Annotated in this window: 10 protein-coding genes; 4 read left to right on the top strand and 6 right to left on the bottom strand. The window is 65.0% G+C overall.

The genetic code is table 11. The features are described from left to right. Positions 1 to 86: 86 nt before the first annotated feature. Entirely contained in the window at positions 87 to 491 is a 405-nt protein-coding gene (locus RDV64_RS21150) for a hypothetical protein (protein WP_309196952.1), read from the top strand. A gap of 414 nt (positions 492 to 905) precedes the next feature. Next, positions 906 to 2034 (top strand): peptide chain release factor 2 gene (gene prfB, locus RDV64_RS21145; RefSeq protein ID WP_375143778.1). Its coding sequence is split into 2 segments (ribosomal slippage): positions 906 to 974 and positions 976 to 2034, totalling 1128 coding nucleotides; the frame shifts between segments, so codons are not numbered across the junction. 15 nt (positions 2035 to 2049) lie between these two features. Here the strand turns inward: prfB and RDV64_RS21140 are convergent. The 3 genes from RDV64_RS21140 to RDV64_RS21130 form a co-directional block, all read right to left on the bottom strand. Continuing rightward, a complete protein-coding gene (locus tag RDV64_RS21140; RefSeq protein WP_309196950.1) occupies positions 2050 to 2802 on the bottom strand; it encodes an extensin family protein in 753 nt (250 codons plus the stop codon). Positions 2803 to 2996: 194 nt separating this feature from the next. Then, the gene (locus tag RDV64_RS21135) at positions 2997 to 3821 is read right to left on the bottom strand and encodes a ferritin-like domain-containing protein (protein WP_309196949.1); all 825 of its coding nucleotides are present in this window, start codon (positions 3819 to 3821) and stop codon (positions 2997 to 2999) included. A gap of 8 nt (positions 3822 to 3829) precedes the next feature. Further along, the gene (locus RDV64_RS21130; protein ID WP_309196948.1) at positions 3830 to 4297 is read right to left on the bottom strand and encodes a peroxiredoxin; all 468 of its coding nucleotides are present in this window, start codon (positions 4295 to 4297) and stop codon (positions 3830 to 3832) included. Positions 4298 to 4360: 63 nt separating this feature from the next. Here RDV64_RS21130 and RDV64_RS21125 point away from each other — a divergent pair, with 63 nt between their 5' ends. Then, on the top strand, positions 4361 to 7681 hold the full coding sequence (locus RDV64_RS21125; protein WP_309196947.1) for an AsmA-like C-terminal region-containing protein: 3321 nt from the start codon (positions 4361 to 4363) through the stop codon (positions 7679 to 7681). On the opposite strand, the gene speE is transcribed toward RDV64_RS21125, so the two are convergent. Then, on the bottom strand, positions 7678 to 8547 hold the full coding sequence (gene speE, locus RDV64_RS21120) for a polyamine aminopropyltransferase (protein WP_309196946.1): 870 nt from the start codon (positions 8545 to 8547) through the stop codon (positions 7678 to 7680). The genes RDV64_RS21125 and speE overlap by 4 nt on opposite strands. Before the next feature lie 30 nt (positions 8548 to 8577). Further along, positions 8578 to 9273 carry a fumarylacetoacetate hydrolase family protein gene (locus RDV64_RS21115; protein ID WP_309196945.1) on the bottom strand — a complete coding sequence of 232 codons (696 nt, stop codon included), beginning with the start codon at positions 9271 to 9273 and terminating at the stop codon, positions 8578 to 8580. A gap of 318 nt (positions 9274 to 9591) precedes the next feature. Between RDV64_RS21115 and RDV64_RS21110 the strand changes: the two genes are divergently transcribed. After that, complete coding sequence (locus tag RDV64_RS21110; protein WP_309196944.1) at positions 9592 to 10431, top strand: helix-turn-helix domain-containing protein; 840 nt, start codon at positions 9592 to 9594, stop codon at positions 10429 to 10431. Positions 10432 to 10481: 50 nt separating this feature from the next. On the opposite strand, the gene RDV64_RS21105 is transcribed toward RDV64_RS21110, so the two are convergent. Further along, the gene (locus RDV64_RS21105; RefSeq protein ID WP_309196943.1) at positions 10482 to 11843 is read right to left on the bottom strand and encodes an ABC transporter substrate-binding protein; all 1362 of its coding nucleotides are present in this window, start codon (positions 11841 to 11843) and stop codon (positions 10482 to 10484) included. Positions 11844 to 12057: the final 214 nt, after the last annotated feature.

Raw genomic sequence — 12057 nt, 5'->3', positions numbered from 1 at the left:
CGGGCCGGGGCGTGACCGGACGTCTCCGCCACCCGGTGGCCCTGGCCTTGCTGGCCTTGGCCGTGCTTTCGAGCGCGGTCCCGGCCATGAGCCGGACGGGGGACCGAGGCAGTCTGTGGCGCCAGCTTGACGATGGCGCGTTGCAGACAATCTTGCGCGGCCACCCGACCGAGGGCGTCTACAATGACGGGATGCGCTTCTTCGAGGAGCTGCGCGCCGACATGACGACGCAATATCAGGACGACAAGTGGAAGACGGCGGGTGTCTACCGGATCGAGAACGGCGAGATATGCTTTGCCTACGACCAACCTATGGATACTGGCTGTTTTGAGGTCTGGCAGCGCTCGGAAAACTGCTTCGACCTGTATTTCACCGGTCCGCGCACCACGCCCAACGCCAGCTACATGAACCGCCTCACCGGCACCGGCTGGGACGCAAGGTTCTGGCTGGCCGACCGCCCCGCAACCTGCCCGGAAGCAGGCCTCGCCTGAAGCCCGTTTGATTAGCAGGGTTAGGACGCAGGCTTTCCATCACTCTGGTCATGCTCGCAAATCGAAACTGCCGGATTGACAGGCATATCGCGCACTATGGCGGTAACGATAGCATCGTCGGTTATGCCCTCATGCGTGCAGCAATTAGTCGGTGGTGAACCGCAAGCGGATTTGATGTTGGCCCAGCCGACGCAATCGCCAGAGCTGTCTTCACGAAAGCCGGGCCCACCTTTGCAGCCGCAGCCCTTGCAGCCCGCCAACGCGGATGGCAGGGAGAGTTGCCATCCGAACGCGAGTAGCGTTAGACAAGCCACTAGAGTTGGACGGGCAAACCGCATCGACACTTCGCCTCTGTCACGTCAAATATTGCCTTAATATAAAGCTCTCAATCAACATCTGAGCAAGGAGTATCCGTTGAGAACCGAGACGGAAAACCTCGTCGACGAAATCAAGCAGGCCGTAAGCCTGCTGAGGAGGCATCTTTGACTGGGACAACGCCCAGAAACGCCTCGAAGAGCTGAACGCCAGCGCCGAAAACCCCTCGCTGTGGGATGACCCGTCGCGCGCGCAAAAGCTGATGCAGGAGCGCCAGTCGCTCGAAACGCAGATCAACACCATCAACGGCATCGAGCAGGAGATGAACGACGCCGTCGAGCTGATCGAGCTTGGCGAGATGGAAGACGACCAGACCGTCGTCACGGACGCCGAAGCCGCGCTCCTGCAGCTGAAGAAGGACCTCGGCAAGAAGCAGATCGCTGCGCTTCTGTCCGGCGAGGCCGACCGCAACGATGCCTATATCGAGGTGCATTCAGGCGCCGGCGGCACCGAGTCCCAGGACTGGGCGTCGATGCTCCTGCGCATGTATGTGCGCTGGGCGGAGGCGGCTGGCTTCAAGGTCAACACGCTGGAATATCAGGACGGCGAAGAGGCGGGCATCAAGTCCGCCACGCTCGAAGTGAAGGGCGAGAACGCCTATGGCTGGCTGAAGACCGAGTCCGGCGTCCACCGTCTCGTGCGCATTTCGCCATACGATTCGGCGGCGCGCCGGCACACCAGCTTCGCTTCGGTGTGGATCTACCCGGTGGTGGACGACACCATCAACATCGAGATCAACGAGAGCGAAGTGCGGGTGGACACCTACCGCGCCTCCGGTTCTGGCGGCCAGCACGTCAACACCACCGATTCGGCCGTGCGCCTCACCCACACGCCAACCGGCATTGTGGTGGCGTGCCAGAACGAGCGTTCACAGCACAAGAACCGCGCCACAGCGTGGGACATGCTGCGCGCCCGCCTTTACGAAGCCGAGCTGAAGAAGCGCGAGGACGCGGCACAGGCCGAGGCCGATTCCAAGACGGACATCGGCTGGGGCCACCAGATCCGCTCCTACGTCCTTCAGCCCTATCAGCTGGTGAAAGACCTGCGCACGGGCGTTGAAAGCACCTCGCCGGACGATGTTCTGGACGGCGAGCTGACACCCTTCATGGAAGCCTCTCTTGCCCAGCGCGCCTATGGCGACGAGGGCGACGTCGCCGACATCGACTGACCCCGGACAGGGCGGCTACCGGCACATCCGGTAGCCGCCCCGTCGGTAGGCCCGGTCGAGGTGGAGATGGTCGGCATGGGCAGCGTTGGTGCCGGGCCCGATGACGGTGGTAAAGATCGGGCAGGCTCCCTTTCGGATCTCTGCCTGAAATTTCCGTTCCGGCGAATTACCCCTTCGAAGGGACACCGGCACCGTTTCGCCGCTGGCAAACGTCACGGCGGAAATGTCGATGGCGTTGGCGACCGCATGCTCGCTGAGGCGGTTGCTGCGGCCATTCCCGCGCCTCGTGCGGCAGTGGTAGGAGGCCGCCACCCGCACGCTGGTCACGGCAGAGCGCATGTGGCGCGCCGCGGCGGGGACCACCACGCTGTTCAGCCACGTTGCCGTGGCGCGGGCGGCATCGCAGCGCATGGTCGCGTTGGTGGAAAATTTGATCCCGCCCACCGCCGAAATTTCGAGCGGTGTTTCGGCGCCGCACTTTCCCTCTGCAATCTCGCCGCGCGGCCGGAAGTCGACCCCGGCTTGCTTCAACGCGGCGAGACAGGCGCGGTCTTCGGCTGCCGTCATTGTCTGGAGCGGGCCCTTGATGGGGGCCTGCGGCGCTGCAGCGAGCGCAGCCGGCTTCGCCTTGCGGGCCGGAGGCGGCGCGGGCTTCTTGCGCGGGAGTGGCGCGCCTTCGGCGGGCGGAGGGGCTTGCGCTGCTGCCGTCGTCACCGGCTCCACCACGTTGGTCGGCTCCGCTGCCGGGGCAGGGCGGGGGGAGGCCACGGGAACAGGACGCCCTGGCCGTTGCGGCTCCGGCAACTGCGGCGCGGTGGCTGCCTTTGCGAATGGGCCATCCGGCTTTGGCGCGGGCAGAGGCTGCGCACCGGCCGCTGCGGCTGCCAGAAGTGCAAGCGCGCCAACGCATGCCCGGATCAAATTGCATTTTGCAAATGCCGTGAGACCCGGAACGCGGCGTGTCATGTGCGGATGGTTTCCATCGGCCGGTAGAAGCCCGGCGTGAGGCATGCTGCGGAGCGAGCCTTGTCGTTGAACGGCGGCTTCAGCCCGCCGCGGAAGTGGCGACGTACCATGGCGTGAAATGTCGGCTCCGCCGCAAGGCCCTGCCGGTCGCAAAGATAGCGGAACCAGGCGGCCCCCACATAGACGTGGCCTTTCTCATCCTCGTAGATCCGGTTGAGGACGGCGGCCGATTCGGTATCGCCCAATGCGGTGAATTTTGTGACCATGGACGGCGTCACATCCAGTCCGCGCGCTTCCAGCACCAGAGGCACGATGGCAAGCCGCGCCAAAAGGTCGCCCTCGGTGGCCTCTGCCGCCTCCCACAGCCCGTCGTGGGCCGGATGGTCGCCGTAGACGGTATCGAACTCTGCCATCCGCGCTGCCAGAAGTGAGAAATGCCCTGCCTCCTCAGCGCCGACGCGCACCCAGTCGTCGTAGAAGGAGCGCGGCATCTGCACATGGGCAAACCGGCCGACAATGTCCCATGCGAGGTCGATGGCATTCAGCTCGATGTGGGCAATGGCATGCATGAAGGCGGTGCGCCCGGCGGTGGTGCCAAATCCGCGGCGGGGCACGTCACGCGGCGGCATCAGGGCAGGGCGCTCCGGGCGGCCGGGCCGCCGCGGCATTGGCGGGTCGAGCAGCCCGCGCGAGAGCGAAAGCGTCCGCCCGCGCCATGCGGCCGCGGCAGCGCGCGTCAGCGCCACCTTGCGCTCAGGGTCCGCCGCGCCGACGATCCGCGCGGCGGCCTCCGCGAGGGACTGGAATGCGGGCGCTCCCACCGGCTCGCCTAAAGCTCCTGAACCGCCTTCAGCACCGCTTCGGCGTGCCCGGGCACCTTCACCTTGCGCCACGCCTTGGCAATGGTGCCGTCCCTGGCGATGAGGAATGTGGAGCGCTCCACCCCCATGTATTTCCGCCCGTACATGGATTTTTCCTTCCACACCCCGTAGGCGGTCGCAACGTCGGTGGTCTCGTCGGACGCGAGGGGGAAGGCGAGGTCGTACTTCGCCTTGAATTTGTCGTGGCTGGCCACCGGGTCAGGCGAAATGCCGATAATCGTCACACCGGCGTCCAGAAATTCGCCGTAATGAGCGTTGAAGGCTTCGGCTTGTTTGGTGCACCCGGAGGTGTTGTCTTTCGGGTAGAAATACACGATCACCGGCGAGCCGCGGTGGCTGGCCAGCGCGATTTCAGACCCGTTGTCACCGGGGAGGGTGAAGTCGGGAGCCTGGGTCCCTTCGCCGGGTTCGTTCATAAGCCGTTTTCCTTGCTGAGAGGATCATCATCGTCTGATACGAGGCGCGGGGGGTAGAGTGAAGTGGCTCGCCGCGCAGGTCCACGGCTGCTGTGCAACCCTTCACAGGAGATCTGCTCCATCCGCGCACCGTCATCTCTTCTGCTGCTGCCGGAACTGTCGCTCCGGCCGCGCCGCAAGACGCTGCTCATTGCCGGCATGGCTGCGGTGGTCGTGTTCGCGGTGGTGCGGGTATCGCTTTCACCGGTGAGCATCCCCGTCTCCGGCTGGATTGCCGAACGGCTGACGTCCGCCCTCGGCGCGCCGGTCTTTCTGGGGCCGGTGGGCGTGCAGCTGGAATTCGGTGCCGTGGCGCTCACGGTGGATGATGTGCGCGTGCGCACAGACGTCTATTCCGCCTCCATTCAGCGGATCAGCGTGTTGCAGGGCTTTACCGGACGGTCGGTGCGGCTGAAGGGGCCAGCCGTGCGGCTCGATCCCTCACAGGGTCAGACCGGCAGCCCGCCACCGGTGCCCCACCCCGATGCCGCCATCCAGGCCTTGGATGCAGGCCTCGGGGCGATCGGGACGCTTGCGCGCGAAAACGGGCTTCATAGCCTCAACGTGGAAGATGGCCGCCTCGACATCGTGAGCGCAGGGCGTCCCATCAACGAAGCGCGGGTGTTTCAGGCTGTCAGCGCCGATTTTCAGCTTTCCGACCCTGCCGCGCTCAGCGGCCGCATCGAGGCCGTGGGGGCGGACGGGACCGTCAGCACCTCGGTCACCCGCATGCGTGACAAGGGTGGCGCGCGCACCCTGACGCTCGCCCTCAACGGCATGACGCCGAAGGATATCACCCGCGTTCAGCCGGTCCGGTCCGGCCTTGCCATCGATGCTGCGTTCACCGGCCGCCTGTCGGAAGACGGCGCGGTGATGGCGGCGGACCTCGACGTCAGCGTCGGCCCCGGTGTCTTCGTGTTCGGCAAGGACCCGCCACGCGCGATTGATCGGGCCGGGTTCACGCTGACGCGGGCAGACGACGGCGCCAGCTTCCGCCTTCACGGCGCGCAGCTCGATGCCGGAAACACTCATGTTGCGCTGGCAGGCACCCTTGTGCCGTCCCAAGACCCTGCCGCGATGTGGGACTTTTCGCTGGAGACGAGCGAAGCCATCTTCGATGCGCCGGACGTCAACCTGCCGCCCGTGGTGCCCTCCGCGCTGACTGCCGTGGGCCGGCTCGATCTTGAGGGCCGGGCCATCCACTTCGACGCCGTGCGTGCGGCCGCGCAGAACGGCAGCTTCGACGGCATCTTCACCTTCGATTATTCGGAGAAGGGGCCGACCTTGACAGGGGCCGCGCGGATCGGACCGTCCACGATTGCGACGCTGCTGGGTGCGTGGCCGCCGGTTGTGGCGCACGAGCCGCGCACTGCCACGTTGGAGACCGTGCTTGGCGGTATGGTCGGCGGGGCCGAGTTCCAGTTTGCGCTGACCCCGCTGGAACTCGACGGCGACCCTGCCACCAACGACATGATTGAGGGTGGCCTTTCGGTGGATCTGAGTTTTGTGGGCGCCACCTTTGCAACGCCGGAACTGCCGGTGGCCGTCGGCAAGGCAAGCGGTGCCATGCGCCTGCGCGACAAGGCGTTTTCGGTGCGCATCGACCGCGGTGTGATCGGCGCGGGCGAGGGCGGCACCATCGCGGTATCGGACGGGCGCTTCACAATTCGCGACCTTGCCGCGAGCCCGCCCGAAGCCAACCTCAGCGCAACCCTGGAGGGGCCGGTGTCGGCTGTGGTGAGCCTTGCTCACGAGCTGAAGGTGCCGGAGCTGAAGAAGACACCCCTGACCCCGGACGATGTGGAAGGCACGATCAAGGCGACCGTCAGCCTCAACACCCCCCTTGCCGACGATGTGCCCGACGAAGCGCGCCGCTGGTCGATCGATGCGCGGCTGACCAATGCCGGCTCGAAGGTGCCCATTGCGGGGCAGACGTTTACCGATGCCAACGTGGAGGTGCTGATCAACCGGCTGCGCCTTGCCGCCCGAGGCCGCGCCAAGATTGACGGGCTGACGGTAGACGTGAACTACTCGGAGATCTTCGATGGCGAAAAATCGGGCGCGGCGCGGTTCGTCCTCACCGACAAGGACCGGCGGGCGCGGGGCTTCGACACCGGCGCTACCCTGACCGGTCCGGTCACTGTCACGCTGGAGCAGGGCGCGGAGGAGACGAACAGCTTCACCGCCGACTTGACCGAAGCTGCCGTGGCGCTTCCCGTCTACGCCAAGCGGGCCGGGACGACGCTGACGGCAGCGGGAGACGTGCGCGGCGAAGCGCCGGAACTCAGCATCGACAATCTGCGCGTGACCGGCCGCAACGTGCGCATAGAGGGTGCGGTGGACGTGCGCGATGGCGCCCTGGCGCGCGCTTCGTTCGGCACGTTTGCGCTGGCCGAAGGCGATGACGCACGTATTGAAGTGAGCAAGGACGGCAACGGCCTCACTGCAACTTTCGACGCTGCACAATTCGACGCGCGCCAACTCCTGAAGGGCCTGAAGACAGGCAGCACGGCGGGCACGAAGCCGCAAAATCCCGGTGCGGACAGCCTGGGGCCGCTGACGGTGAATGCCGATGTGGCCCGCCTGCGCATTTCCGATGTCAGCACCGTCGCCGGTCTTACCGTTGCGGCGCGGTATGCCGGCAACCGCGTTCAGAAGCTGTCGGCCTCCGGCAAGCTGGACGACGTGAATGCCGGCTCGTTTGCCGTGGAAATCGGCGCTGCGGAAAATCGCACCCGGCGCATGCAGGTCGATATTGCCGAGCTGGGCCGGCTCCTCTCCGCGTTCGACATCTACAAGCGGATGCGCGGCGGCCGCACCAAGCTCGATGCCCGCCTGGACGATGACGGGGTGATCTCCGGCCGGCTGGTTGCCGATCAGTTCGTGCTGACAAACGAAAAGAGCCTTGAGAAGATCCTCCAGCAGGCCCGTGCCAGCAACGCCAGCATGAGCGCTACCAGCGGGACGGCCCGTGTGCGCTCCAATCAAGCGATCGACGGCATGTCGTTTGAGAGGCTGGCGGTTGATTTCACCAAGCGGGGCGACATCATATCCGTCAACGAGGCCATCGTGCGCGGGCCGATCATGGGGGGCAGCGCCAGCGGCGTGGTCGACCTTAGCAAAAAGTCGGTGTTGCTCAACGGCACCCTGATCCCGGCATACGGCGTCAACAATCTGTTCGGGCGGGTGCCGCTGGTGGGGACCATCCTTGGCGGTGGCAACAAGGGCGGCCTGTTCGGCGTGACCTTCCGCCTGGTCGGCCCCATCGACAATCCGCAGCTGGTGCTCAACCCGATGTCGGCAATCGCACCGGGCATCTTCCGCAAGATATTCGAATTTCGCTAGGCGGTGCCGGTTGCCAGCGTGCCGATGTAGGGCGGCAGCGCAAAGGCGGCACGGTGGATTTCGGGTGTATAGTAGCGGGTGGCGATCCCCGCAGCCGCGTAGCGTGTCGCCAGCGTTTCCAGGGCGGGCGTTGCCGCGGCCGGCTCTGCGGGGAGAAGGCCGTGTGCCATCGGCCCGCCGGTGTAGCTGGGCACGGTGGACAGGAAAAACTCACGCGCCGGAAAGACCGTCCTCAGCGTCTCTGCGTGGCTGGCGAACCAGCCCGGCGTCAGAAACGGCATGCCGCTCTGGGTGACCATCAACCCGCCGGGGGCAAGGGCTGCCTTGCAGGCGCGATAAAACGGCGGCTGGAAGAGAACGGCGCCGGGCCCGACAGGATCCGGCGAGTCCACAATGATCACGTCGAACCGGTCTTCGGTTCCGGCAACGAACGCCGCCCCGTCGGCAATGACGACGCGAAGCCGCGGGTCATCGAACGCGCCAGCTGAAATGGCAGGAAACTCGGCGCGGCACAGGTCGACCACCGCACCGTCGATCTCCACCAGCGTTATTGATGCCACGGCGCGGTGACGGAGCACTTCGCGCGCAATGCCGCCATCGCCGCCGCCCACGATCAGGACACGCCGCACCGCGCCATGCGCGAACAGGGCAACGTGCGCCATCATCTCGTGATAGATGAATTCGTCCCGCTCGGTGACCTGCACGGCACCGTCGAGGATCATCATCTTGCCGAACGTGGGGTTCTGAAACACCGCAAGGTCTTGCGTGCTGTCGACCATGCGGATCCCGCCGACGGCTTCGTAGAACGTGCGAAACCCCGCATCCTCGTTGATGGTCTCGTCCACCCACTCGCGTTTGCCGCGCATGGTAGCCCCCTCGTTCGGCGTGGCGGCCGCTCAGGCGAGCGGCTGGCCGATTTCGGTGCGGATGGTGCCAAGCCCGTCGATGCCGCCGGTCATCACATCGCCGGCAGAGACTGCGGCAACACCGGCTGGCGTGCCGGTCATGATGAGATCGCCGGGGGCCAGCGCAATGGACGCCGAAAGGTATGCGATGGTGTCAGCCACGGGCCAGATCAGCTCCGCCAGGTCGGCGTCCTGCCGGATCTCGCCATTCACTTCAAGGTAGATGCGACCCTTCGAGAGGGACGGCACATCCGCAATGGGCACCAGCGGCGCGATGGGGGCCGAGTTGTCGAACCCTTTGGAGAAGTCCCAGGGGCGGCCCATCTTCTTGGCGACGGCCTGCAGGTCACGGCGGGTCAGGTCGATGCCGACGCCGGCGCCCCACACCACGGACATCGCATCATCCACGGAGATCGCGCGGGCAGGCTTGCCGATGGCAATGACGAGTTCAATTTCGTGATGCATGTCGGACGTGTCGGGCGGGTAGGGAACGCTGACGCCGGTGTCGACAACAGCGTCGGCCGGCTTGGTGAAGAAGAATGGCGGTTCGCGGTCCGGGTCGTTGCCCATTTCGCGGGCGTGAGCGGCATAATTACGGCCGACACAAAAGATGCGCCGCACCGGAAAACGGTCTTCCCGGCCGCTGACTGCGACCGAGGCCTGCTGCGGCGGTTCGATGACGTACATTCGGCAATCCTTGGCTGTATCCTGCAAAGGCTCCACCCGGATGGGCCTTGCATTCTGCGCTTCTAAACCATTTTTGACGGCGGTCATCGGGTTCGGCACGGAAAAAGCAAATTCCGGCGCGCAGGACTGCAGAAGGACAACACCGGTCGAAACCGTCCGAAGGGCGGTGTTGCGCTGGCGATGTTACTTTTATCACTCTACCCTAAATGCTACCTGTCGAGTCTCGGAGCATCTCTCAAGCGGCGGCGCGGAACCGTCTTCTAGTATCGTCGGACGGTCGCATAGCGGTAGGAACTTGATTTTGATCAAGTATGTCCAATGTGCGAGCCGGGCCTCAATTCGAGTGAGAAATCTGTTGATTCAAGGGCTGTGATGGAAGAATTTTATGCCAAAGGCGAAGTTTCTGAAAAAACATCGCGCCCTGATGACGATGACCCGCTGGCCGATGGCCCGGCCGGAAGTCGCAGTCGTGGCGTCCAGTCGGTCGAAATAGGAATTAAACTACTGGTTGCTCTGGCGCGGGGTGGCGGCCCCATGTCGCTTCGCGACCTGTCCGCTGCTGCATCCATGTCACCGGCGAAAGTGCACAGGTACATGGTCAGCCTCATGGAAAGCGGTATGGTCGACCACCAGCGCAGTGGCAGCTACGACCTTGGCGCGCTGGCCCGCGAGATCGGCATGGCAGCGCTCGTGCGGGTGGAAGAGGTCAGCCGCGCTTCGGAAAAATTGCCGGAGCTTGTGGAGCGCAGCAACGCTGCAGGCGTCCTCACGGTGTGGACGGATCTCGGCGCCATGGTGGTGCGCTGGGAACGTCAGCGCGCACCGCTTTCGACCATCATGTCCGTTGGCTCGCAGATGCCGGTTGTCGACTCCGCGACAGGCCGGGCATTCGTCGGCCACCTCCCGGACCATGTGGTTCTGCCGGTGCTGATGGCCGAAGCACCGCACATGACGCACGACCTTGCCGCCATGCGCGCGCAGGACAATGACGGGACCATCTATCGAAACGACGAAACCATGTTGCCAGGTTATTTTTCCTTGGCGCGCCCGTTACTGGACTATCATGGGCGGGCGATGGCAGTGGTGACGCTGATCTCCAACCGGCGGAGCCTCATCATCCGGGACGGTCCGGTCGAGCGGATGCTCCGGGAATTCTAGCGCCCGTTGCAGCAACCGCAGCTGTTTCGGACAGGAGGCGCTGGCGCCGATCAGGCGATATTGAGAACGCCCTTGTTGTCGAGCGAGAGGCCGTTGATGCCTTTGCGCGCGGCGAACACCTCCACCGGATGGACGAGGAAAAGCCAGGGCGGGTCTTCCACCAGCCGGTCCAGCGCTGCAGCGTAGGCCTCGCAGCGGTCATCGTCGTCAACGGCGCGGGCGGCGGCCTCGATCAGCCGGTCGGCGGCGTCATTGTGGTAGCCCTGCCACCAGGTGCCTTTGCGGATGGCGGATACCTTGTCCTGCAGGATCCGGTACGTGCTGTGCGGCGAGGAATCGAACAGCGCCAGATCCCCCATGTCGCCTTCGCCGATCTGCCGGGCGTAGGCCGGACGGTCGGTGATGAGGTCCACGGTCACGTCAAAGCCTGCGGCGCGCAGATCGTCCGCCACGGCTTGTGCAATTTCCGGCGCTCGGTCGGGCATGTGGGTTGGGGTGCGCAGTGTCACCACGGGGCGCTGATCGCCCACAATGCGGCGCGCTTCGGCAAGGTTATATGGAAAAGGCGGCACCCTGCGGTTTGCCATGCCGTGGTGAAACGGGCTCACCACGGTTGAAGCCGGCGCCGCGCGACCGTGAAACACGTCGCGCACAAGCCGGTCCCGATCCACCGCAAGGTTGGCGGCACGCCGCAATTCCGGATCGGCGAACGGACCTTTTCGGCAATTGAAATAAGCCATTACCGAAAGCGTATTCAGCGCCTCTCCGAATATGAGCGACGGGACGGTGACAGGTGGACCGGGCACGCGCTCGAGATTGAGCGCGGCGTCGACTGTGCCGTCGGTCACCGCGCGCAACCGTGCTGCAGCATCCGGCATGGCGCGAAACGAGAGCCTCCGCCCGCCAGCCTCAAGCACCGTGTGCTCGCCAGGCGCCAGCATTTCAACCCGCCAACGGCCGGTGCCGATGGTGCCGTGTCCGTTCTCGTCGGCCCGCGCCACGAAAAATTCCGAGAATATCTCCGGAAGGTCGGCAAACGGCGCGGCCGTGTCGGCCTCGACAACATTGTCCGACGGTGCGCTCAGTGTCGTGCCCGCCAGATAGTCGGCATACGCCCATGTCATGCCGAACCCGTCTCGGGAAACCAGAATTGCCTCGATGAATGCCAGAATGTCGGCGGCACGGCAGGGTTTGCCGTCGTGGAACGTGGCGCCCGGCCGGATCTCGAAGCGCCAGCGGCGGCCGGTGCCGTCGTGCGTCAGGCGATGAAAGAGGCCGGGACCGACACGCCCGTTCGACCAGGTAAGCAAAGGCTCCAGCGCAAGCGTCTTCAGCGTGAGGAGGGACGCGTCGTCCGTGCACCGCTCGGGCGGCACGAAGTCGACCTTTTCGAGCGCGATTGTCAGGTCCATGCAGGTTCCGATGGCAGGGCGCAGGCGCTGCGGGCCGCAATGGCCGCGAAGGCGCCGAAAGAATGGGACGAATAAGACACAATTGGTTGCAAGAAATCCAATCGGCGATCTGTTTTATTGCACAAAATGCTGTCTGGACTGTACGGCGGCCGCCACGTGGGTTTCGACTGTCGGCCCCAGCACAACCGCCCCATGGCGTGACTTATCCGGAAGG

The sequence above is a fragment of the Acuticoccus sp. MNP-M23 genome, from assembly GCF_031195445.1.
In the GTDB taxonomy this organism is placed as follows: domain Bacteria; phylum Pseudomonadota; class Alphaproteobacteria; order Rhizobiales; family Amorphaceae; genus Acuticoccus.
The sequence above is the reverse complement of the archived record's forward strand: the minus strand, read 5'-3'. Positions and strand labels throughout refer to the sequence as shown.

Bases quoted from the DNA above. Each gene is read 5' to 3' on its own strand.
- RDV64_RS21150 (WP_309196952.1), top strand. From the start codon at position 87: ATGAGCCGGACGGGGGACCGAGGCAGTCTGTGGCGCCAGCTTGACGAT.
- RDV64_RS21105 (WP_309196943.1), bottom strand. From the start codon at position 11,843: ATGGACCTGACAATCGCGCTCGAAAAGGTCGACTTCGTGCCGCCCGAG.
- RDV64_RS21110 (WP_309196944.1), top strand. From the start codon at position 9,592: ATGTGCGAGCCGGGCCTCAATTCGAGTGAGAAATCTGTTGATTCAAGG.
- RDV64_RS21115 (WP_309196945.1), bottom strand. From the start codon at position 9,273: ATGTACGTCATCGAACCGCCGCAGCAGGCCTCGGTCGCAGTCAGCGGC.
- RDV64_RS21130 (WP_309196948.1), bottom strand. From the start codon at position 4,297: ATGAACGAACCCGGCGAAGGGACCCAGGCTCCCGACTTCACCCTCCCC.
- speE (WP_309196946.1), bottom strand. From the start codon at position 8,547: ATGCGCGGCAAACGCGAGTGGGTGGACGAGACCATCAACGAGGATGCG.